Here is a 22,746-nt window from a genome sequence, read left to right as displayed (position 1 = left end):
GTATCTTTTGATAAAAGTTGAGTGGAAATTTTTCTGAACCAAATGTTGTTAAATGGAATCTGTGATAACTACATAGCCATTAACATACCATTGATAAAGGATTTTTTCCGTTTCTTCATCCACCTGGTTTTTGGAAAATCGATTCTGGCGATAAACGAGTCCGGATAAAATTTTTTTTACAGCTGGAGAAACTTTGTACGCTTCTCCGTTAAGATAAATATGATGGCGGCTCGTCAACATTCGGCTTTTTAGACTGAACTGAATATTTTTCTGTTGAATCGTTTTTCTGAACGTTTTGTATGGAATTGGATGCACGGGACGGTCGAAAAAAATATGCGCTTTGGGTTCCGTCAAGTAGACACCCAGGAATTCTAAGATATCCGATTTGTTCCATTTGATTTTTTTCAGAATTGCGCCAGCTTGCTGCTGCATTTCGCGGCTGATTTCCAATGGATTGTTTTGTTGTTTCAAATCGCGGTCTGTATACCAGCCGTCAGTTTCCAGAGCATCCTGGAGGTAGTTTAAAAACTGAGCCATCAATTCATGATGACTGGGTGCACGAAACCCGATGGAATAAGTCATGCAGGGATCCACGGCGATGCCGTGATGCGCGTAATTGGGCGGAAGATAAAGCATGTCGCCAGGTTCCAATAGCCATGTTTGCTCTGCCTTAAAATTTTGCAGAATTTTAAGGGGTGCGTTGGATAGCAGCTTCTTGTCATAATCTGCAGCAATTTCCCAACGCCGGCGGCCTGGTCCTTGCAACAGGAACACGTCATAGGAGTCATAGTGAGGTCCGATGCCACCGCCAGCAGGAGCGTAACTCACCATCAAATCATCCATGCGGGCGAAGGGAATAAAGCTGAATTTCAGTAATAAATCATAGGCCGAAGGCAAAAAATGATTGACATCCTGCACCAGTAATGACCACTTGTCCTCAGGTAAGCGGGAAAAATCCCGGCCTGTCAACGGTCCATGTTTTAATTGCCATTGTCTGTTGTTATTGATGACCAGGCGTGACGGTACTTCATCATTTTTGGCGAGTTGAACGAGTTCCTGGCGGGTGAGTAATCCTTTAAAACCGGGCAAGGCCTTGCGCACCAGCAGTGGTTTTTTTTGCCAGTACTTCTGTAGAAATTCATCAGGCGTGAGATTGCCCAGAGAAATATAAGGTATGGGCGTGTTAATGATCTGTCCCCCAGAGCTGTTGCAGGCGTTCATCGCGTCCGCAGTTATTGCGATAATAGCTGTAACGCAATGGATTCTTGAGGTAATAATCCTGATGGTAATCCTCGGCCGCATAAAACTCGGTCGCCGGTAAAATCACGGTGGCGATCGGTTGGTCAAAACGCCCGGATGCCTGCAGGGCCGCTTTCGACGCTTCTGCGAGTGTTTTTTGCTCGGGGTTCAGATAAAAGATAGCGCTTCGGTATTGCGGGCCGATATCGCAAAACTGGCCGCCTTCGAATACTGGGTCAATTGTCGGCCAGAATGCGTCCAGTAACTCGGCATAACTGATCTGCGTCTTGTCGAATTGAATTTTTACCGCTTCTATATGCCCGGTTTTACCGGATACAACCTGTTTATACGTTGGATTGACAACGCTGCCGCCGATATATCCCGAGGTTGTTTCAATAACGCCGGGTAGCTTGTCAAAATCTGACTCGGTACACCAGAAGCATCCGCCGGCAAAAATGGCAACGTCCAGATTTTCATCTGAAACCGTCTGTTTGTCCAATCGGTTTACTGTGTTCTGCGGTTGCTGGCATGCCGAAACCAAAAGCACAAAACCTGTTATCAGGGTAAGGATAAAATTGGAACGATGAAATGACATCATGGATTTCAACCTCTCAATGGCGGTAATGATTCGGGATGAGCGATAAATTTAAGTGCAAGACCGTTATTGCACCAACGTTCTCCGCGCGGCTTGGGGCCGTCATTAAACACATGGCCCTGGTGTCCGCCGCATCGAGCGCAGTGATACTCGGTTCTTAAAATAATTAACTTGAAATCGCGCTTGGTGCCGATATGTCCCGGGATGGGTTGCGTAAAACTCGGCCATCCGGTGCTGCTATCGTATTTATACAGGCTTTCAAACAGCGGTAAATAACAGGCCGCGCAAAGATAAGTGCCTTCACGGTATTCACTGTTCAATTCGCTGCTACCCGGTGCTTCAGTGTGCTCTTCAAATAAAATTTTATAGGCATCCGGTGAAACCAGTTCCCGCCATGCCTTGCGCGGCTTTTTCAACCGTTCGACGATGACCGGACTGTTGGCAGCCAGCGCCTGCTCCGGGCGGTAAAAAACAGCAAGCGGTGAAGCTGCTGTTATCCCCAAACTCATTAAAAACGTTCTTCTTTTCATATCGCCTCCTTGCGACTTGTCGGTACCTGAAAAATGTTAATCTAAAAAGATAGACAAAACCTGAAGAAATCAATTCATGCCTGCAGAATTTCACTTAAATCCTGTATCATCACATCTTTGGGTTTTATTTATTTTACTGTTTACATGAAAATCACTTTTCTAGATTTTGAGCAAAATATTGCGGAATTTGAAACGAAAATAGAGGAGCTGCGTTTTGCACAGGGCGATTCCGCACTGGATATTTCTGCGGAAATTGAACGTTTAAAGGCCAAAAGTGAGGCATTGACCAAAAGCGTCTACGCAAAATTGACACCCTGGCAGATATCACAAGTTGCGAGGCATCCACAACGCCCGTATACGCTGGATTATGTCGAACATATCTTTACCGATTTCGAAGAATTGCACGGTGACCGCAATTTTGCTGATGATCATGCCATAGTCGGCGGATTGGCGCGGTTTAATGGGCAGACTGTGATGATCATTGGCCATCAAAAAGGGCGCGATACCCGTGAAAAGATACATCGTAATTTTGGTATGCCCAAACCCGAGGGTTATCGCAAAGCGTTGCGTTTAATGCGGTTGGCCGAGAAATTTTCAATACCGTTGATCACCTTTATCGATACGCCGGGCGCCTATCCCGGCATAGATGCAGAAGAGCGCGGACAGTCTGAGGCGATTGGAAAAAATCTTTACGTGCTGTCGGAGTTAAGAGTGCCCATCGTCTGTATTGTGATCGGTGAGGGCGGATCGGGCGGCGCTTTGGCGATAGCCGTCGGTGATATGGTGCATATGCTGCAATTTGCCACGTATTCGGTTATTTCACCCGAAGGCTGCGCATCCATATTATGGAAGAGCGCCGACAAGGCGCCCGAAGCCGCTGAAATCATGGGAATTACTGCTGAACGATTGAAAACAATCGAGTTGATTGACAGCATTATCAATGAACCGATAGGTGGCGCGCACAGGGACTATTCGGCAATGATGCAATCGGTTAAAGCGGTCATCCAGGAATCGCTCAGAAAGCTGCAAGATCACTCTGCCGACACATTAATAGAAAAACGTCTGGAACGGTTGATGAAGTATGGCGCATACAAGGAGGCTAAAGTCGAATAATCCGGACGCTATTATTGATGATGTGCGTGAAGTATTGCAGGCGTATGTAAAGCGGGACAATAATCTTGTTGTAGGCCTTAGCGGCGGAGTGGATTCCGTTGTTTTACTGGATGTATTGGCAACGCTGTCTGGCCAGATGGCATTCAAGCTGTCTGCGGTTCATGTGAATCACGGAATCAGCAGTAATGCCGCCGATTGGAGTCATTCTTGCTGTCAGTTGTGTTATGCATACGGTGTACCGATTTCTGTTTTCTACCTTAAGATAAAAAAAGCACCTGGGACGAGCCTGGAAGCGCTTGCGCGGGACGAACGTTACCGGATCTTTGACCGTTTGTATGGCGATTATTTGGTTCTGGCCCAGCACCAGGATGATCAGGCGGAAACAGTGCTGTTGCAATTATTCCGCGGCGCGGGCGTTAAAGGTCTAAGCGCAATGCCGGTCGTGCGAAAACAGACTGCCAAGACAGCACCTGCGATTTTAAGGCCGCTGCTATCACTTTCCCGCAGTGCGATAGAACATTACGCCCGGCAGCGTCGGTTAAACTGGATTCATGATGAAAGCAATGACGATATCGCCTTCAATCGAAATTTTCTGCGTCATAAAATCCTGCCGGTGCTCAGTCAGCGTTACCCGAACTATGCCAGAACGTTGCAACGCACGAGTGAACATATGGCCGAAGCAGTTCAATTACTTGACGAATTGGCTGAGGCAGATGCAATGCGTTGTGTTATTTTCGGTAAGCTGAACACTGCGGCAGTGCGTGAATTAAGTCTTCCGCGCGCAAAAAATCTTTTGCGATATGTTCTGCGGCAACACGCTGTAAAACTTCCCAGTGCAGAGAAGCTTAACGAAATTCTGAATCAGTTGCGTACTGCCAGAAGAGACGCGCAGTTGCATCTGACGTTTGGCGATACTGAAATCCGCGCTTTCAAGGAATTGATTTATATTTTACCCAGGCGTAAATTACCGCCAAATCCTGTGCAGATTAGCTGGCAGGGCGAGTCTTGCTTGAAGCTCAAAGCACTGGACGGAAACCTTTGCTTTGAACAGATTGTGGGCCAGGGTATCAGTGAAGAAAAATTAAGACGTGCGCCGGTATTGATCAAGCTGCGCGAAGGCGGGGAGCGCTTTTCTCCCGATTGTAACCGGCCGCGGCGGAGCCTCAAGAATTTGATGCAGGAAGCTGCTATTCTGCCTTGGGAACGATTTGCATTGCCTCTGCTGTATTGTGGCGAGCGGCTGGTATGGGTTCCGGGTATCGGTATCGAATGTGAATTTCAGGCTGAGCCTGAGGAAAAAGGAATTGTTCCTGAATGGCGGCCTGAACAGTATAAACAGAAAACGTTTTAAATTTCATTGTAGCAAAATATTTTTATGATTTTAGTGACTGGCGGGGCGGGGTTTATCGGATCGAATTTTATTCTGGACTGGCTTGAACGGTCTGATGAAGCCATTATCAATCTGGACAGATTGACGTATGCGGGAAATCTGCAAAATCTGACGGCTCTGATGAATGACGTCCGGCATGTTTTTGTTCAGGGTGATATTGGCGACTCGGAACAGGTGTCAAAACTGATCATGCAATATCGGCCGAGGGCGATCATCAATTTTGCCGCTGAAAGCCATGTTGATCGTTCTATCCATGGGCCTGCGCCATTCGTACAGACCAATATCGTCGGGACTTTCCAATTGCTGGAAACGGTTTTAGCATACTGGAAAACGCTGGATCAACCGTCGAAAAACAATTTCCGTTTTTTGCATGTCTCGACCGATGAAGTGTATGGTTCTCTGGATGCGGGCGATGCCGCGTTTACCGAAATGCACCGCTATCAGCCGAGTAGTCCTTATTCCGCCAGTAAGGCGTCCAGTGACCATCTGGTTAATGCGTATCACAAGACTTACGGCTTGCCGGTGTTGATTACCAATTGTTCCAATAATTACGGCCCTTATCAATTTCCTGAAAAACTGATTCCGTTAATGATCGCCAATGCGCTGGCGGGCAAGCCGCTGCCAATTTATGGCGATGGCAGGCAGATACGTGACTGGCTTTATGTTGCCGATCATTGCAGCGCGTTATGCCGCGTACTGGAGGCTGGGAAGCCCGGAGAGACGTATAATATCGGCGGTTGGAATGAGAAAGCCAATATCGAGATCGTGCAAACGATTTGCGGATTACTGCAGGAATTGGCGGAACCGTCTTCAGGTACGAGTTATCTCGACCTGATTACCTATGTAAAAGACCGGCCCGGTCATGACCGCCGATATGCCATCGATGCCCGAAAGATTGAGCAAGAACTCGGCTGGACGCCCGGAGAAACATTTGAAACCGGCATCCGCAAAACGCTGCAATGGTATCTGGACAATCAGGATTGGGTAGCCAGCGTTCAGACTGGTGCATATCGGGAATGGATTGAAACAAATTATGGTCAGCAACGACAATGAAGATACTGTTATTCGGAAAAAATGGCCAGGTCGGCTGGGAACTGCAGCGCAGTCTGGCGCCGCTGGCGTCAACGGGCGAGCTGATTGCTTTGGGTACGGACAGTCAGGAAATATGCGGCAATCTTGCTGACCCTGAGGGTATTCGGAAAACGGTGCAAACCGTCAAACCGGATATGATTATCAATGCAGCCGCATATACTGCCGTCGATAAAGCAGAAAAGGAATTCCAGTTGGCGCAAACTATCAATGCGCATGCGCCAGCCGTTCTGGCGGAAGAGGCCAAGCGTCTGAACGCATGGTTGATCCACTATTCGACCGACTATGTTTTTGACGGCAGCGGCGATCAACCGCGTACAGAGACCGAAGCCGCCAATCCGCTGAATGTCTATGGCAAAACAAAGCTGGCGGGGGAACAGAACATCATTGAATCGAATTGCCGTCATATCATTTTGCGCACCAGTTGGGTTTACGCCACCTATGGCAATAATTTTATTAAAACGATACTCAAGCTGGCGCAGGAACGCGATCATTTGCAGATTGTCGACGACCAGATTGGCGCGCCAACGGGCGCTGAGCTGATTGCGGACGTCACGGCACATATTGTTCGATCTTTGAGGAATCATGCAGACAGTCCATCTGTCAGCGGCCTCTATCATTTGACAGCACAAGGCTGTACGTCCTGGCATGGTTTTGCGAATTTTATTCTCAGACAGGCTGCAACGGCAGATGTTTCCCTGAAAACCACACCGGGAAATCTGCATCCTATTGCCAGCGCAGATTATCCGACGCCGGCAATACGTCCGCTTAATTCACGTTTGAATTCGAAAAAGCTGCAACAGACGTTTAGTCTCTGCCTGCCCGAATGGCAGGATGGCGTGTTAAGAACGTTAACCGAGATACTCGCGAATCGTTTGTCTGTCGTTCGATAACCAGATCTCCACCCATTCCGGTTCCCGGTGAATTTAATTATTAATGTAATAAAACTGTAACAATAATGTAATAACCTCTCCTTCAGCGTTTTCAATGGAGTAAAAATGAGACTGTTTGGAGAAAAGAGAAAAAAGTATTTGCCTAAAATCGGGCAAAGAATTAACGCATTAAGTTACGGATTCATCGCAGCTGCTTTGCTGCTGATCAGTGCTACACAGGTGCAATCCGCCCTGACACTGTATGTCGATCCGGAAACCAACCAGGTGTATACGACGCCCGGCAAGAATCGGGTAAAACTTGGTGATTTTGAGCCGGTGAAACAGGCTGAAAAAGCACCTGCCGAGCAATCCGCCTCTCAGGAAGATTCCAGAGTGCTTGAGACAAGAATCGACCAGAAAATGGAAGAACTCAAGGCCATGGAAGCCCGGCTGGAAGCACAGCAGCAGGCGATACAGGCAGCCGCTGATCAATCTCAACCTGCAATGGCGGCTGCCGCCGTCCCTGAGCCTGAAAAAGAGAAAACCGCCGCCAAAGAAGAAAAAAAATGGTATGACAAAATCAGAATTGGCGGTTATACCCAGTTCCGTCAAAGTGCGGGTTTAGGTGGAGATCTGGAGAATCTAACTTCTCCGGGTGATAAATCTATAGAGCCGGATACCAACTTTTTTATCCGTCGTGCGCGTCTGGTATTTCAGGGAGATATTACCGATCATTTGTCGCTCTACATGCAGACAGAGTTTGCGGGCGGTGATGTTTCGGTCAGGGATATGTACGGCGATATATTTTTCGACAAGAAAAAGGAATTCCGTATCCGTCCGGGCTTGTCCAAAATACCGAACAGCTTTGAGTTATTGCAGTCTAGCCGCGACCGTGTGGCTTTCGAACGCGCAGATGCGCTCAGTACCGGGGTTCGGAATGAACGGGATACCGGTATTTTCTTTTACTGGACGCCTGAACATATCCAGAAACGGTTCAGTTTCCTGAGAAGAGGGCTAAAAGGCTCGGGTGACTACGGGGTTATTGGCTTTGGCGCATATACCGGCCAGGGGCTTAATGAAAGGGACAAAAACGATAACGTACACATTGCCGCCAGGGTGACCTATCCGTTCCAGTTCAGTAACGGCCAGATTTTTGAGGCCGGTGTATTTGGCTATACCGGAAAATTTGTCCCAGATGTGGCGGTAAATTCAGGCGCCGGTATTCTTGCTGCGCCAGCCTTCAATAAAAAGGGCCACCGGGATGCGCGTATCGGGCTGCACGCCGTTCTATATCCGCAGCCATTCGGCCTCCAGGCGGAATGGAACTGGGGTAAATCGCCGCAGTTGAGTGCCGATTTTACGCAAATTGAATCGGGTAAAATCAATGGCGGTTATGTTCAGGCGATGTATAAATACGACAGCCCTTGGGGCGCGTGGATACCTTATGTGAAGTGGCAGAAATACAGAGGCGCCGAAAAATTCCAGGCCAACTCGCCATTTGTCAGGCTCAATGAAATTGAGGCCGGCATTGAATGGCAAGTCCGTCCTGAGGTCGAATTTGTTGTCGCGTATGCGCATATGGACAGAACCAACGTCAAGAACCTGATTCATGTCAAGGATGCGAATCTGTTACGGTTCCAGTTGCAGTGGAATTATTAGAAGCATGAACCTGTTGGGTGGATGAGCGGTTATAAACCGCGTCATCCGCCTTGTTATACTTTATCAATATTCATCAAACTTTCCACATCCGCCAGTCGGCAGGATGTGCCGGCAAGGCGCATCTAGTCGTGAACGATGTGCTACATTCTTGGTTCATTTCCAACACAATGGTGAATAATGTCGGTGGACGGCGTTTAACAGGGTTAAACTTGTCGCACCCTACAAACATAGCAAGGCCAGCAATTCGTGGGTCAGCGGAATGGTGTCAGTTTTGATCATGCCCGAATATATGCCGGATTACACCGGAATGAATGAAGCGTACGGCGCATGGTGGCCGGCGACACAGCTTTGTAGGGTGGACAAGTGAAACGCCGTCCACCAACATCATTTATTACCCAGTTTTTTAGGGTGGATAAGCAAAGCGTCATCCACCGGTTGTCATGGTGGAAGGCGCTACGCTTTTCCACCCTACTTTTTAATAAGGTGTATTCAAACAGTTATAATCACGCGTATTACAGATTATGTACGCGGAATTTTCTGGAAGATGAGCGATATTTTTTTATGTTACTCGAGGACGGATGCAACGATTGCCAATCGGCTGGTGGAGCGGTTGCAGGCGGAAGGCTGGTCGGTGTTTATCGACCGCAATACGCATGTCGGCCGCCGCTGGCATAAGGAAATCGAGCGGGAACTGCATGCAGCCAGAGCTGTGGTGGTACTCTGGTCGGTTACATCTCGTGACAGCGATTACGTGCTTGAGGAAGCGGAGTATGGCAAGCGCAAGGACATTCTTTTTCCCGCTTTTATAGAGAATGTCGAGTTTCCTTACGGATTCGGCCGCATCCAGACGGCCGATCTGGTCGGCTGGGAGAACGGCCAAGACCATGACGGATTAGTGCAACTGCTGATTCCGTTGCGGCTGCATTTGAATAATTCTGCACCCGTTTCGGCTACCATTGCTGCCGAACCCAAACAAATTATTGCGCCATCCCTATCAGTGCCAGGTCAAACATTCCGCGACAAGCTGAAAATTGGCGGCGATGGACCTTTGATGATGGTCATTCCCGACGGGCGTTTTTTGATGGGGTCGCCAGAGGATGAACAGTACCGATCTGATGTTGAAGGGCCACAGCATGAAGTACACATCGCGCAACCATTTGCGATAGGTGTGTATGCGGTGACGTTTGACGATTACGACCGATTTTGCCAGCATGCCGGTAAGGAGAAACCAGATGATAGGCATTGGGGACGGGAAAACCGGCCTGTAATCAATGTTTCCTGGCGCGATGCGCAGGATTACTGTGCATGGCTGTCAGAACAGACGGGACGTGATTACCGGCTGCCGAGTGAGGCCGAATGGGAATATGCCTGTCGTGCGGGTAAGAAAACACCGTATCATACCGGAGCAAACATTAACCGGGATCAGGCGAACTTTGACGAGAACATAGGCAAGACAATACCGGTAGGCAGCTATCCCCCGAATGATTTCGGCTTGTACGATATGCATGGTAATGTCTGGGAATGGTGCGAGGATATATGGCATGAAAACTATAAAGGTGCGCCATCCGATGGCTCGTCCTGGGAAAAAGGAGACGGTGATATTCGTGTGGTGCGCGGCGGTTCCTGGTTCTATCTTCCAGGCCTCGTGCGCGCCTCGGTGCGCAACTTCGCCCCTCCCGACTCCCGGCTCGACTATCTCGGTTTTCGGGTGTTGTGTTCGTCCCCCATCGATTAGCGGTGCGCTGGTGCGCTGAACACTGAAACGCCGAATTGCTGTTCACCGTTAGCACGTAGGTTTGGGTAAGGAATGAACCCAATACCCCACTCAGTCGGTAGGATGTGCCGGCAAGGCGCATCAAATCGTGAATGATGCGCTTCATTTTATTCAGCACATCCTACATAATAAGGTGTATTCAGGCGGTTATAATACTGTGCACTACGGATAGTAGTACGCGGAATGCGCTGAAATATGGAAGATAAGTTCAGTATTCATGTCTCGGGGTTTCTGTTAGAATTTTTTTGGAAAAAAATGATTCTAATTTGATGGGAAGCATAAATATTTTGGGCTTGCCACATAAACTTGCTTTCTACAGCATTAAGGGAGCAAATTGCATTTAAAACATGAAACTGAGATAATTTTTTACCCAATATCACAACGGACATTTTTGTGGATAAGATTTTTATATTTGGACTTGCCCGGTCAGGAACGAGTTGGTTAGGCAGTATTTTTGATGCTCATCCTGATACGATTTACAGATTTGAACCGGATGCTTCACTGTTCGACCAGAATCTCCCATATATATTCAGCGATGAAGAAGTGCCGGAATATTTGGAACGGGCAAGAAAATATGCGCTTAAACTTCACGATGTCAAAGATGTGAGGACGAACGGGCGTCCTCCTTTTTTTAGAAAAACCTATCGGCCTGCTTTATTGCATTTTCTGCGCATTTTATGGTCCTACATGGCCAGATCGTTCGGCCGCCTGGCTGGAACGCGCATAGCCCGAAAAATTATAGTTCCGGACTTTATTGCAAATAGACAGAACATGGTTTCTGTTGTCAAGTGTGTTGATAGCCCAGGCCGCCTGTTTCTTATGGCGTCGACTTTGCCGGAGTGCAAGTTTGTCTTTATTATTCGTCACCCCTGTGGCGTTGTGAATTCCTGGCTTCGTGGTGCCGAGCAAGGAAAAATTACAAAACCAAAGGCATATGATGATTGGTTAAAAATCAATGGCGCTAGAAGAAGAGGTCTAGGTAAAACCGACCTTGCCGCGCTCTCGCAACTGGAAATAGGCAGTTGGTCATGGTTGCTGCACAACGAAAGTGTGCTGGAACGAACAAGTCAATTGCAAAATGTTCGTTTGGTCAACTATGACGATTTATGCCGGGACCCGGTGTCTAAAACGAAAGAGTTGTTTGAATGGTGTGGACTGGATTTTAATGAGCAGGTTCGTGGTTATCTGAACAAATCACTTTCTAATACTGATACCCAGCAAGATTATTATGCTTTGGTTCAACAACCGGAAATAGCCGCCAATAAATGGAGAACCCAGCTCACTGATGAAGAAAAAATGCGAATCAAGGAAATTGTTGCTGACTCGGAAGCGGGGAAAATCTTTTATCAGACTTGAATGACAGAACAGCTTCTAGGTCAGACCGACGTAAGTCACCCAGTCTTATCCGTTGGCTCCCTGTCCAGTGCATCAACAAGGCAAAGCCGCTAGGGCGTTTTAACCTTACGCGCGAAATCCATCATGGAAGCAATTGCACATTAAAATCATCCATTTTGCCTGCAAAACTGGACGGAGGGAGGCGAACCCCAACACATAATCGTTGGCGTTGCTGCGTCACACCAATCCGCTGTTCGCCAGATCAATGTAACGTGAGGTAGCTGCGCAAAGCGCCATTTTCCCGTGATGTTTAACGGAAACAAGTTTCAGCCATGAGTTTCAAAGCTCTGCGTTCCGCCTTACTGTAAATCAATCCGTATTTATCCTTGACATGCTGCCAGCGGCGGCCGTATTCGCACCAGAAATCCTTATTGGGCGGTAGCCATTCATGCGGGGCCTTGTCGGATTTGGCCTGGTTGGTGGCGTCATCGACAACGAGCAGGTTGTCAAAATCGTTGGCGAAGGTGCGGCGCAGCGCGCGTGTCCATTTGGCTGCGCCATGCCGGTGCGCATGCGCAAGCGGCACGATATGATCGATGTCGACGTCGGATGCTGTAGTGAATTTTCGTCCGGTGTACGGGCCGATCCACAGGCCGGTTTTCACCGTGCAGCGTTTGGCGTTTTTAAATGTTACCGGAATTCTACTGCTTGCGATGAGCAGTTCCTGGCGGGTGTTCTGACAGTCTTTGTCCGCATCGATCCAGTGCGGCCAGTCCTTGCGCTGGTAGGGTGTTTCGGGTGTGGGAAGACTGTCGGGATAACTGTCCTGCTTGCTGAGTTGCTGACACCCCGACAACGTAATCAGCGTGAGAAAAATAACAAGAATGCTGATTTTCAATGGCATATTTGCGTGTGCTGGGTTTCCGGGCATATGACTAGGGACGTGTTCTTTTTCAGGCGATTGGATTTGGAATGGTATATGCGGTATTCTTCGTAAACGCTACGCCAAGTGAGCATCAATGCGGTGGGCAGCCGATAAAAGCAGTTGAAAAATGACTTGACCCGCAGCAGTGAAACAGCCAGTTTCCCGATTAAAATTTTCCCGAGCATTTTGAGTCAATGAATGTACAAAAAACAATAAAAATTAGTCTGATAACCGTCTTTATTTTTATTTGCCTGAGCTTTAGCCTGATAGCATCCGGCGGCAATGACACGATCCATCACCGGATGGATGTGACCATCGTGCCGGAAACTTCCGAAATCAGGGTTGTTGATCAGATAAAAATGCCGCAACACTATCAGAATAATGGCGCAACCGCCATTCGTTTCAGCCTGCATGCGCACTTGAGCATCGATGCCGTGGAAGGTGGACGGGTTACGGCAGCAAATTCGGGCGCACTAAAACGCGCACCCGTGCCGCTGAAACACTATCTATTGACGCCAGACGCCTGGACTGAACCGGTAACGCTACGCTACAGCGGCAAAATCGATCATGCCGTGCAGGGGCCGGGGCAGGAGTATGCGCGCAGTTTCAGTTATACGCCCGGCGTGATTTCATCCGAAGGCGTTTTTCTGGCCAATTCGAGCGCCTGGTATCCGCAGTTTGAAGATCCGATGGTGTCGTTTCGTATGACTGTTCGTATGCCTGAAGGGTGGGATGTCGTCAGTCAGGGGTCACTGGTCAGCGAACAGCGGGACGAGCCGGGCGCTACAATTACATGGCAGGAATTGAATCCACAGGACGATATTTATCTGGTCGCGGGGCGGTATTACCGCTATACCCAGTCGGCGGGTTCAGTAACTGCGCTGGTTTATCTGCGTGAAGACGATGCTGCGCTGGCGCAGAAATATCTCGATACCACTGCGCAGTATATCGGTATGTATAACAAGCTGATCGGACCTTATCCTTATGACAAATTCGCGCTGGTTGAGAATTTCTGGGAAACCGGATACGGCATGCCATCGTTTACTTTGCTGGGGCCCAAGGTCGTCCGCTTTCCATTTATTCTGCATTCGTCGTATCCGCATGAAATTCTGCACAATTACTGGGGCAACGGCGTGTTTGTCGATTACGCCAGCGGCAACTGGGCGGAAGGATTGACGGCGTATCTGGCCGATCATCTGGTCAACGAGCAGCGGGGCAAAGGCGAGGAATACCGGCGCGATGTGCTGCAGAAATACGCCGATTTTGTCGGCAAGGAAAAGGATTTTCCGATTGCACGGTTTGTCTCGCGCCACAGTTCGAGTTCGGAAGCCGTCGGATATGGCAAGACCATGATGTTTTTCCATATGCTGAGAAGACAGGTTGGCGATGACGATTTTGTCAAAGTGCTGCGGCGATTTTACAGCCATTACATGTTCAAACAGGCATCCTTTGAAGATGTACAGGTACAATTCAGTCAAGTCACTGGTCGGGATTTTTCCGCGTTGTTTGACCAGTGGGTGCAACGCACTGGTGCGCCGCAATTGGTGCTTCAGGAAGCCATGGCAGAAAAAACGCCGCAGGGCTACAAACTCAAAGGCGTTTTCAGTCAGGTGCAGGACGGCGAGCTTTATCAGTTGCAAGTTCCGATCGCCGTGTACCTGCAGGGTGAAGCGCAGGCCTATCAGACACAAGTGACGATGAATCAACGCACACAGACTTTCGAAATGGATTTTGAGGCGCGCCCCTTGCGCGTGGAAGTCGATCCGCAATTTGATGTGTTCCGGCGACTGGACAGCCGTGAGATTCCGTCAGCATTGTCACAGGGGTTTGGTGCTGAAAAACCGCTGCTGGTCTTGCCCACTGATCATGATACGCAAATGCAAAAGGCATATGAACAACTCGCTGAATACTGGCAAAAAACGCAACCCGGCGCGTTTGAAGTAAAACATGACCGTCAATTGGACAGACTGCCCAAGAACCGGACTATCTGGATCATGGGTTGGCAGAATCGGTTTGCCGGAGATGTCGCGAAGGCATTGGCGGATCATTCGGTTCAGGTTGGCGAACAGGGGCTTGCATTGAATGGTCAGACGTTCACCGAGCATGCCCATTCGGTCGTGTTGACCGCACGGCAGCCGTCCAATGCGGATGAAACGCTGTTGTGGGTTGCGGCTGACAGTCCTCAGGCGGTGGCTGAGCTGGCCAGAAAACTGCCGCATTACCGCAAATACAGTTACCTGGCATTTCAGGACGATGGGGGCGATGATCTGGTCAATATCCACAAGGGCCAATGGCCGGTGATTGCCTCGCCGTTGTCGCGGATTGTTGAACAGCAGGATGCAGAATCAATCGAACCGGTGGATTCGCAGGCGATGGGCGCATTGCAAAAACGCGCAGCGCTTGCGCAATTGCCGCCCGTATTTTCAGAGCACCGGATGATGGCCGATATTGCGCATCTGGCGAGTGAAACTTTCAAGGGACGGGAACTCGGCAGTACGGAACTCGATGAAGCCGCTGATTATATAGCGCAGCAGTTTCAGCAGGCAGGCTTGCAGCCCGGCGGTGATGACGGCAGTTACTTCCAGGTCTGGCGACAGGATGTCGGCGCGCCGAAGGGCAACATTACCCTGCGCAATGTCATCGGTTTGCTGCCCGGCAAAAATCCGCAACTGACGACGGAAAGTCTGGTCATTGGCGCGCATTACGATCATCTGGGTACGGGCTGGCCCGATGTGCGCGAAGGGAATCAGGGAAAAATTCATTACGGGGCGGACGATAATGCCAGTGGCGTGGCGGTTATGCTGGAACTGGCGCGGCAGGCCGGGGCAACATGGCAACCGGAACGCAGTATAGTATTTGTCGCCTTTACCGGCGAGGAAGCTGAATTGCTCGGCGCAAGACATTATGTCGGCAATGCAAAACAATTTCCCGCAGACAAAATAGCCGCCATGCTCAATCTCGATACCGTGGGCCGTCTGGGTGAAAACCCGGTAACGGTTTTCGGTGCCGGCAGTGCGCGTGAACTTGTGCATGTTTTCCGCGGGGCGGGTTTTGTCACGGGTATTCCGGTCAATTCCGTGATGGACGATTTTGGTTCGAGCGATCAGGCCGCGTTTATCGAAGCCGGTATTCCGGCGGTACAGTTTTTCGCCAGCGCGCATGAAGACTATCACGCGCCCGGCGACACCATAGACAAAATCGATTCCTCCGGTCTGGTCAAGGTGGCGTCGATTCTCAAGGAAGCCGCAGAATATCTGGCCAACCGCATTGAGCCATTGACTGTGACTTTACCCTCCGCTAATGCGCGCAGCGCACAACAAACAAACGAACCCAAAACCAGACGCCGCGCCAGCCTAGGCACTGTGCCCGATTTTTCCTATCAGGACGGGGGCGTGCGCATAGACAGCGTAATCGCCGATTCGCCCGCGCATCGCGCCCAACTGCAATCAGGGGATGTTCTGGTGCAACTCGCCGATCAGCCGATTAGCGATCTGGCGTCATATTCCGAGATTCTGAAAACGCTTGAGGCAGGGCAGACAGTCGAACTGCATTATCACCGCGAGGGGCGGCTGCATAGAGTCGAGGTGATCTTGGGTGTGCGCTAACTTGTTGTTTTGACGACCGTAACTATCAGTGAACTTTCATGAAACAAATATGTTCTCATGGTTAGGCTAGAACAGAACAAGTGATGTGGAAATGTGCTTTTTTTGCAAGAAACGACTTGACATGTAAACTGACAAGCTCACTGAACACGACAATATCAAATTGAAAAGTCCTGGCTGTATAAAAGTAAGTTAGAATCAATTAAAATAAAAACCGCTGTGGAAAGGTTATGTGTGGTTTCGAATCGGTGATATCTGTACGCTTTTTATAATTTTGAATCGTATCCTTGGATTTTCCATGAAAACAAACATCATTCTTGTTCTCTTATTGACGCTTGGCCTTGGCGCATGTGCGCAGTTTCCTTCTCAACAGGGGGATGGAAAAACAGGGAAGTCCATGACGCCTGCAAAAACTGCTGAATCCGGCGATTCCGGAAATGCCGGTGATGAAGAAGAAATCAGTGAATCCAAGTTGCCGAAGCTGGAATTAACCGCACCGATTTTATTTGATTTTTTACTCGGTGAAACTGCGCTGCAGCGCGGCAATCTCGATATTGCGGTCAGCCGTTATCTGAAATTGGCGCAAACGACGCGCGATCCGCGTATCGCCAAACGTGCCAGCGAGATTGCGCTGCATGCGCGCCATGCATTTGCTGCGGAAAGGGCAGCTTCCATGTGGGTTGAATTTGATCCGGATTCGCTTGATGCACGTCAGACACTGGCGGCTATGCTGGTCAATCTTGGCAAGCTGGATGCAGCCTTTCCGCATCTGGAGAAATTGCTGGCTTCGGACCGGGAGAATGCCGGCAGTGCCTTTATGCAGCTCAATCAATTGTTATCCCGCAATTCAAATAAAGCGGAAACACTGCGATTGATACAAAAACTGGCGGCGCCGTATCCGAAATTTCCGGAAGTACACTTTGCGATCTCTCAGGCCGCCTGGTTCGCGGGTGAATATGATACGGCGCTGGTGGAAATGGATGAAGCGCTTTCATTACGGCCGGATTGGGAAATCGCCGCTGTTCAAAGTGGCAGAATGCTTCAGCGGCAGTCCAACATCGATGCCGCCAATTTTTATCGCGATTACCTGAAAAAATATCCAGAATCGAATGAGGTGCGCATCGCCTATACCCGGCTGCTGGTTGAATTGAACGAAAAGGATCTGGCGCGCGAACAGTTACGGATTCTGTTCGACAATAATCAGGATGACGCAGAAATCATGGTGGCAATCGGCTTGATTTCAACTGAACTGTATGATTTCGATATGACTGAAATCAGTTTGAAAAGGGCGCTTGCATTAGGGTATGAGGACACCAATGCGATTCATTTTCATCTGGCCAGAGTTTACGAAGAAATGAAACAAACAGATCTGGCCATGGATTTTTACCGTCAGGTAAAAAGAGGCGGACGTTATCTGCCTGCCCAGATTCGTTATGCCGATTTACTCGCACAGAAAGGGCAGCTGAGTGAAGCGCGATTGCATATTCAACAACTGCCGGCGGCAAACGATCAGCAATCTGCACATTTGATTCTGGCCGAGGCACAGATTTTGCGCCGGGTGGGTTCGCACCAGGAAGTGTTCAAGATTCTTGATGCCGGACTGGAGAAACTGCCTGACTATCCCGAGCTGCTCTACGACCGTGCGCTGGCTGCTGACAAAATTGGCAAATTTGATATTCTTGAAAAGGACTTGCGGAAATTGATCAAGCTTCGGCCCGATAATGCACATGCGTATAATGCGCTTGGTTACAGTTTTGCCGAGCGCGGCATGCATTTGCCGGAAGCCTTGATGCTGATTAAGAAAGCGGTCGAGCTCTCTCCGGATGACCCGTATATCATGGACAGTCTGGGGTGGGTTTACTATCGCATGGGCAATATGATGGATGGTTTGAATTATCTGAACCGTGCATTTTCCATCAGTCAGGACTCGGAAATAGCAGCGCATCTGGGAGAAGTGCTCTGGGTTCAGGGCGCGCACGATGATGCGGAGGATATCTGGAACTCGGCGCTGGAAAAAGACCCGGACAATGAGGTGTTGATGGAAACGATAAAACGCTTGAAACAATAATGCGCTGTATCGTTTTGAGTGCTGAAATAAATATTTTTTTGAATCTTGGCGATTTATTATCGTAAAAAAGCAAGCGCTTCCACGCGCCGCTCAATTTTTTCCATCATCTGAAAATAAGCGGGCGAATCAAAATTGCCATACTGCTGTCTGAAAACAGGTCTGGACAGGAATTCAGGGAGGTCAGCCCACATTGGCATGAGATCCTTGTCGTCTAATCCCTGAACGATCAACTGTTGTATCCAAAGCGCATCCTGCTGGCTGGCGGTTGCGCGCTCGCCAAATCGTGTTCCGGCACGGTCCGCAGCGATATCGTTGAAGGAAAAACCGCTGCCGCTGCGTTTGTCTTCAATTTCTTTATAAAGACCTATGGCATCGGATAACGCGGTATCCGAATATGCGGTGATGGCGGCTGAAACGATAAAATGCTGCGCAAAATCCTGCCGGCCATCCAGCGTTACGGTGTGGCCTTTGTGGTGAGGCCGGCCGGCCGCTTCGGGCACGATGTATTTCAGCGGTAACCCCAACACATAAAATGTGGCGGCCAGGATGGCCGCACGGTTTTCTATTTGCGCCTGCCGATTGGTTGAATGTTGCATGGCCATTTGCATTAACGGTTGCAGAATCTGGGACAGTGTTTGTTTTTCACCTTGTCGGTTGTTCTGTAACAGCAGTGTATAGTAGCGATGGACTTTTTCCTGTTCCGATTTGTTGAGAAGCGGTAAGGCGTGATCAGATTGTTTGGATTGACCTTGCCACAGATACGAGACATTAATCGTGGTGGGTGTGATCTCTACACCTTTGATTGCCTTGATTCCATCGCTATATTTTGGATGGCGCTGCAACCACTGGATACTTTGAGCGACCAGGAATTGGCTGATGAAATCCGGTATTTGAATTTGTCCGATGTTGACTGATTGCAGTTGTGGCAATACATCGGCTTCGATCAAAGTGGCCTCAAGATTGATATAGCCCGTTATTGCCTGCAGGGGCAATGGCAGACTTGTTTGAATATGCATTTTCTGATTGACTGTTTTGATGCGTGCCCGACCATTTGTGAAATGCTTGGCCAGGTAATTAGCGGCAATATCGATATCATCCGAACGGATGCTGACGGTTGACAGTAGCTTTTTATGCGCATGATGACGGTGCCGGTCGAATGTTTTTTTTGCGCGTTCGATATGTTCGGGTGTAACCCTGATTTGGCGTTCCACGCGGGGCTGGCCGTCGATTATCAGAAACAGGAAAATGCCCAGTAACAGTGGGAGCGCAAGCAGAAAAACAGTCATTAACAAAATCAGTTTCCGGATCATTTTATGATGTAACTTGAAGATAAAATTGACAGTGTTGTGAGTAAAAACGCTTTTATTGGCTAATGTGCACGATTAGAAAATATTACAGTTATAATCGTTATCTCATTTCTGTCGAGCATGTGTTACCTGTATACTATACGGACTGCAACGATTTAGATGGAGTTTTCTGCATTCAATTGAGAACATAATTAAGCGATAATGACGCGCTGTTTGAATTTTGAAAATGTTTTGATAACGGTATGAATTTTATCAATACTAATCTATCTGTATAATTACAACAACCAACCGATCAACAGATGTCGACGAGACTACATGAAAATGTCAAATACATCGTCTGTTCTTGAATTCAAGAGTAGTACTTTTTTTACGCCCATCTTAATTCTTTTCAGCAATGAAATCGCGGCTATAGAACAAACCCTACAAAAAAAAATCAGTTTGGCCCCCGATTTTTTCAAAAATTCCCCGCTAATAATTGATGTGCGGGAGTTAAATAAATCGGCTCTGGATTTTAATGTTGCTGAGATTGTTGACATGTTGCGCAAGATTGGTTTGTTTCCAATTGGATTGCGCGGAGGGAATGATCAGCAAAACAAGCAGGCGCAAAAACTGTCGATACCCATTGACGCAGGACGCGATCTTGAAAACAATCATGCTGTGCATGAGAAAAAACCATCCAAAGAATCCGATGATCAATCGGCCGGTCCTGTTTCAGTCAAGCTTGAAGGGGAACAGGAAAAGCACGAAGAAAATGATGCATCAAAAATTGCTGACGAGTCGAAGAAACAGGAATCACCGGCTGCACCTGTCAGAGCAATGATTATTACCCAACCGGTTCGTTCAGGACAGCGGATTTATGCTCACGGTGATTTGGTGGTGATGTCGCAGGTCAGTGCCGGGGCTGAGTTGATGGCTGAAGGCAATATTCATGTTTATAATACATTGCGTGGCCGGGCGTTGGCAGGGGTGCGAGGGAATAAAAGTGCGCGGATATTCTGTCTGGATTTGCAGGCTGAGCTTGTTTCAATCGCGGGAGATTATAAAACAAGTGAGCATATGACCAAACAATTACAAAAAAAACCGATGCAGATTTATTTGCAGGATCATGCGTTAATCATTAAGGAGATTGTCTAGGGAATGTTAACAATAAGTGAAGTCTTACACGCAGTGTTAACATCCTCTGGTTATTTTAGCTAAGGAGACTCAATTGGCGAGAATTATTGTTGTGACATCAGGAAAAGGCGGCGTTGGTAAAACGACAACGAGTGCTGCAATTGCTATGGGGCTGGCAAAAAGAGGGTATAAGACGGCGGTGATTGATTTTGATGTCGGGCTGCGCAATCTTGATTTGATTATGGGATGCGAACGCCGTGTTGTTTATGACTTTATCAATGTGATTAATGGTGAGGCAAGTCTTAACCAGGCTTTGATTCGTGATAAAAACTGCAACCTGCTTTATATTTTGCCCGCGTCTCAAACGCGTGACAAAGATGCTTTGACGCTGGAAGGTGTTGGCAGAGTACTGGACGAGTTATCCAAGGACTTCAATTATATCGTTTGCGATTCGCCTGCGGGTATCGAAAAAGGTGCAAATCTGGCGCTTTATTATGCGGATGATGCGTTTGTGGTCACCAATCCTGAGGTTTCGTCGGTGAGAGATTCGGATCGCATGCTGGGGATTCTGGCCAGTAAATCGCGCCGGGCTGAGAACAATGAGGAGCCGATTAAAGAGTATCTGTTGCTGACACGTTATGATCCCAGTCGGGTGAGGTCAGGTGAAATGTTGGGGCTGGAAGATGTGCAGGATATTCTGTCATTGCAATTGCTGGGGATCATTCCCGAGTCAAAATCGGTGTTGACAGCTTCAAATGCAGGGGTACCCGTAATACTCGATGAAAAAAGCGAAGCGGGTCAGGCCTACGAAGATGTTATTGCGCGTTATCTAGGAGAAGACCGTCCGCATCGCTTTATAGAAGACAACAGAGGATTCTTCAGGAAGCTTTTTGGAGGTAGATCATGAGTTTATTGGACTATTTCAGAGCATCCAAGCCTAAATCTGCGGCCATTGCAAAAGAGAGATTGCAGATTCTGGTTGCGCATGAGCGAACTACGCGTAATCGGCCATCATATTTGCCGGAATTGCAAAAAGAACTGCTCGAAGTGATTCGTAAATATGTGCATGTCGATCAGGAGGCCATTTCAGTAAAATTTGAACAGGATGAAAATCAGGAAACGCTGGAACTGAATATTGTTTTGCCTGATTTTACACAGGAAAATAAAAGTCTAAATATCTGATATGAAATTGGTCATAATAAGTAACTGGCTGCCGGGGCGGTGATTGTTCAGGATTCGTGATCAATTTGAATTCAGTCTCATTCTTAAAATTTACCTCGATTGATCGGACTGGGGTGTTGGATTAATGTTTGTGTTTGACCGTTATCCGATAGAAGGTCAGTGGTGGAAGCTGTTGATTATTATTCTGCCGATACTCGCTGGCTGTTCCACATTAAAAACGCAACCAAGCATTGCTGTACGCACGGTTATTTTTGAACCGGTGACAGATTCGAGAGATGCGGCGGCTGCGGATTTCAAGCTGCTCGGCAGAGTCGCGGTACGCAATGCGCAGCAACGGTTCTCCGGTAATGTACACTGGCATCACGCAAGACTGGAAGATACAATCTTGTTATTAACGCCACTGGGTCAAGCGGTTGCCGAGATCAAAAGGGATGGCCATGGCGTGAGTCTGGTGACTTCAAAACAGGAAACATTTCATGCCCGGGATGTGGAAGAATTGACCGTTGAGATATTAGGGTGGCGTTTGCCTCTGGACGGATTGCAGTATTGGATTCAGGGTTTTTATTCGCCATTCAGTACGGCGTCTGTTGATTTTGACAACGATGACCGGATTATTTCAATCCGCCAGGATGGATGGGAAATTCTTTTTACACGTTACGCGGCTGAATCTACAGATCACTCCGGAAGGGTTCAAATACGCCCCAGAATTGTCGAATTGCGATTCGATGATTTAAACATACGGATGGTGATCGATAACTGGGTTGAGGTTTGACAGGCCTAAAGCATTATCGATAGACTCTATTTTGCTTATGGGCATCTCTAAAAATCCATATTTCGTCACAATACGTCGTTGTTCACAAAAAATATCTCCTCACATATCAATCTATATGCTGCGTCAAGATTTTTTGTTCTCGCCTCGTCTTGTTTAAAACTCTGAATTTTTAGAGGTGCCC

At 48.3% G+C, this 22,746-nt stretch carries 18 protein-coding genes; 13 read left to right on the top strand and 5 right to left on the bottom strand.

Annotated elements, in window-relative coordinates; genetic code table 11:
* Positions 1–48 precede the first annotated feature (48 nt).
* Genes MRK00_00760 through msrB form a run of 3 tightly spaced genes read right to left on the bottom strand, consistent with a single transcriptional unit; the run spans position 49 to position 2,364 of the window.
* Positions 49–1,221: a cupin domain-containing protein gene (locus tag MRK00_00760; protein ID MDR4515921.1), complete on the bottom strand. Its 1,173-nt coding sequence runs from the start codon at positions 1,219–1,221 to the stop codon at positions 49–51.
* Positions 1,184–1,837, bottom strand: a complete 654-nt coding sequence (gene msrA, locus MRK00_00755; protein ID MDR4515920.1) for a peptide-methionine (S)-S-oxide reductase MsrA — start codon at positions 1,835–1,837, stop codon at positions 1,184–1,186. Before msrA ends, MRK00_00760 begins: the two co-directional genes overlap by 38 nt.
* Before the next feature lie 5 nt (positions 1,838–1,842).
* Complete coding sequence (gene msrB, locus MRK00_00750; GenBank protein ID MDR4515919.1) at positions 1,843–2,364, bottom strand: peptide-methionine (R)-S-oxide reductase MsrB; 522 nt, start codon at positions 2,362–2,364, stop codon at positions 1,843–1,845.
* Positions 2,365–2,508: 144 nt separating this feature from the next.
* Here msrB and MRK00_00745 point away from each other — a divergent pair, with 144 nt between their 5' ends.
* From MRK00_00745 to MRK00_00715, 7 genes are all read left to right on the top strand, one after another.
* A complete protein-coding gene (locus MRK00_00745) occupies positions 2,509–3,477 on the top strand; it encodes an acetyl-CoA carboxylase carboxyltransferase subunit alpha (GenBank protein MDR4515918.1) in 969 nt (322 codons plus the stop codon).
* Positions 3,446–4,828, top strand: coding sequence for a tRNA lysidine(34) synthetase TilS (gene tilS / locus MRK00_00740; protein ID MDR4515917.1), 1,383 nt, complete (start codon positions 3,446–3,448; stop codon positions 4,826–4,828). The genes MRK00_00745 and tilS overlap by 32 nt, the downstream gene beginning before the upstream one ends.
* A 24-nt stretch (positions 4,829–4,852) precedes the next feature.
* On the top strand, positions 4,853–5,920 hold the full coding sequence (gene rfbB, locus MRK00_00735; GenBank protein ID MDR4515916.1) for a dTDP-glucose 4,6-dehydratase: 1,068 nt from the start codon (positions 4,853–4,855) through the stop codon (positions 5,918–5,920).
* Positions 5,917–6,849, top strand: coding sequence for a dTDP-4-dehydrorhamnose reductase (gene rfbD / locus MRK00_00730; protein ID MDR4515915.1), 933 nt, complete (start codon positions 5,917–5,919; stop codon positions 6,847–6,849). Before rfbB ends, rfbD begins: the two co-directional genes overlap by 4 nt.
* A 105-nt stretch (positions 6,850–6,954) precedes the next feature.
* The gene (locus tag MRK00_00725) at positions 6,955–8,487 is read left to right on the top strand and encodes an OprO/OprP family phosphate-selective porin (GenBank protein MDR4515914.1); all 1,533 of its coding nucleotides are present in this window, start codon (positions 6,955–6,957) and stop codon (positions 8,485–8,487) included.
* A gap of 544 nt (positions 8,488–9,031) precedes the next feature.
* Positions 9,032–10,222 (top strand): SUMF1/EgtB/PvdO family nonheme iron enzyme, encoded by a 1,191-nt coding sequence (locus tag MRK00_00720; protein MDR4515913.1) that lies wholly within the window; start codon positions 9,032–9,034, stop codon positions 10,220–10,222.
* 432 nt (positions 10,223–10,654) lie between these two features.
* Positions 10,655–11,617, top strand: coding sequence for a sulfotransferase (locus MRK00_00715; GenBank protein ID MDR4515912.1), 963 nt, complete (start codon positions 10,655–10,657; stop codon positions 11,615–11,617).
* Positions 11,618–11,906: 289 nt separating this feature from the next.
* Here the strand turns inward: MRK00_00715 and MRK00_00710 are convergent, their stop codons facing one another.
* Positions 11,907–12,527: an HNH endonuclease family protein gene (locus MRK00_00710; protein MDR4515911.1), complete on the bottom strand. Its 621-nt coding sequence runs from the start codon at positions 12,525–12,527 to the stop codon at positions 11,907–11,909.
* A 188-nt stretch (positions 12,528–12,715) separates the two neighbouring features.
* On the opposite strand from MRK00_00710, the gene MRK00_00705 reads away from it, so the two are divergent.
* Both MRK00_00705 and MRK00_00700 read left to right on the top strand, forming a co-directional pair.
* Entirely contained in the window at positions 12,716–16,126 is a 3,411-nt protein-coding gene (locus MRK00_00705) for a M20/M25/M40 family metallo-hydrolase (protein ID MDR4515910.1), read from the top strand.
* Positions 16,127–16,421: 295 nt separating this feature from the next.
* Complete coding sequence (locus MRK00_00700) at positions 16,422–18,191, top strand: tetratricopeptide repeat protein (protein MDR4515909.1); 1,770 nt, start codon at positions 16,422–16,424, stop codon at positions 18,189–18,191.
* Positions 18,192–18,247: 56 nt separating this feature from the next.
* Here the strand turns inward: MRK00_00700 and MRK00_00695 are convergent, their stop codons facing one another.
* On the bottom strand, positions 18,248–19,501 hold the full coding sequence (locus MRK00_00695) for a hypothetical protein (protein ID MDR4515908.1): 1,254 nt from the start codon (positions 19,499–19,501) through the stop codon (positions 18,248–18,250).
* A 318-nt stretch (positions 19,502–19,819) separates the two neighbouring features.
* Here MRK00_00695 and minC point away from each other — a divergent pair, with 318 nt between their 5' ends.
* From minC to lolB, 4 genes are all read left to right on the top strand, one after another.
* Complete coding sequence (gene minC / locus MRK00_00690) at positions 19,820–20,632, top strand: septum site-determining protein MinC (GenBank protein ID MDR4515907.1); 813 nt, start codon at positions 19,820–19,822, stop codon at positions 20,630–20,632.
* A 73-nt stretch (positions 20,633–20,705) separates the two neighbouring features.
* The gene (gene minD / locus MRK00_00685; GenBank protein ID MDR4515906.1) at positions 20,706–21,518 is read left to right on the top strand and encodes a septum site-determining protein MinD; all 813 of its coding nucleotides are present in this window, start codon (positions 20,706–20,708) and stop codon (positions 21,516–21,518) included.
* Positions 21,515–21,793, top strand: a complete 279-nt coding sequence (minE, locus tag MRK00_00680; GenBank protein MDR4515905.1) for a cell division topological specificity factor MinE — start codon at positions 21,515–21,517, stop codon at positions 21,791–21,793. Before minD ends, minE begins: the two co-directional genes overlap by 4 nt.
* 124 nt (positions 21,794–21,917) lie before the next feature.
* Positions 21,918–22,565, top strand: a complete 648-nt coding sequence (lolB, locus tag MRK00_00675; protein MDR4515904.1) for a lipoprotein insertase outer membrane protein LolB — start codon at positions 21,918–21,920, stop codon at positions 22,563–22,565.
* Positions 22,566–22,746 lie beyond the last annotated feature (181 nt).

This window comes from Nitrosomonas sp. (genome assembly GCA_031316255.1).
Classification (GTDB): Bacteria; Pseudomonadota; Gammaproteobacteria; order Burkholderiales; family Nitrosomonadaceae; genus Nitrosomonas.
This window is presented reverse-complemented; position numbering and strand designations above follow the sequence as displayed.

Bases quoted from the DNA above. Each gene is read 5' to 3' on its own strand.
- MRK00_00760 (MDR4515921.1), bottom strand. From the start codon at position 1,221: ATGAACGCCTGCAACAGCTCTGGGGGACAGATCATTAACACGCCCATA.
- msrA (MDR4515920.1), bottom strand. From the start codon at position 1,837: ATGATGTCATTTCATCGTTCCAATTTTATCCTTACCCTGATAACAGGT.
- msrB (MDR4515919.1), bottom strand. From the start codon at position 2,364: ATGAAAAGAAGAACGTTTTTAATGAGTTTGGGGATAACAGCAGCTTCA.
- MRK00_00745 (MDR4515918.1), top strand. From the start codon at position 2,509: ATGAAAATCACTTTTCTAGATTTTGAGCAAAATATTGCGGAATTTGAA.
- tilS (MDR4515917.1), top strand. From the start codon at position 3,446: ATGGCGCATACAAGGAGGCTAAAGTCGAATAATCCGGACGCTATTATT.
- rfbB (MDR4515916.1), top strand. From the start codon at position 4,853: ATGATTTTAGTGACTGGCGGGGCGGGGTTTATCGGATCGAATTTTATT.
- rfbD (MDR4515915.1), top strand. From the start codon at position 5,917: ATGAAGATACTGTTATTCGGAAAAAATGGCCAGGTCGGCTGGGAACTG.
- MRK00_00725 (MDR4515914.1), top strand. From the start codon at position 6,955: ATGAGACTGTTTGGAGAAAAGAGAAAAAAGTATTTGCCTAAAATCGGG.
- MRK00_00720 (MDR4515913.1), top strand. From the start codon at position 9,032: ATGAGCGATATTTTTTTATGTTACTCGAGGACGGATGCAACGATTGCC.
- MRK00_00710 (MDR4515911.1), bottom strand. From the start codon at position 12,527: ATGCCCGGAAACCCAGCACACGCAAATATGCCATTGAAAATCAGCATT.
- MRK00_00705 (MDR4515910.1), top strand. From the start codon at position 12,716: ATGAATGTACAAAAAACAATAAAAATTAGTCTGATAACCGTCTTTATT.
- MRK00_00700 (MDR4515909.1), top strand. From the start codon at position 16,422: ATGAAAACAAACATCATTCTTGTTCTCTTATTGACGCTTGGCCTTGGC.
- MRK00_00695 (MDR4515908.1), bottom strand. From the start codon at position 19,501: ATGATCCGGAAACTGATTTTGTTAATGACTGTTTTTCTGCTTGCGCTC.
- minC (MDR4515907.1), top strand. From the start codon at position 19,820: ATGTCAAATACATCGTCTGTTCTTGAATTCAAGAGTAGTACTTTTTTT.
- minE (MDR4515905.1), top strand. From the start codon at position 21,515: ATGAGTTTATTGGACTATTTCAGAGCATCCAAGCCTAAATCTGCGGCC.
- lolB (MDR4515904.1), top strand. From the start codon at position 21,918: ATGTTTGTGTTTGACCGTTATCCGATAGAAGGTCAGTGGTGGAAGCTG.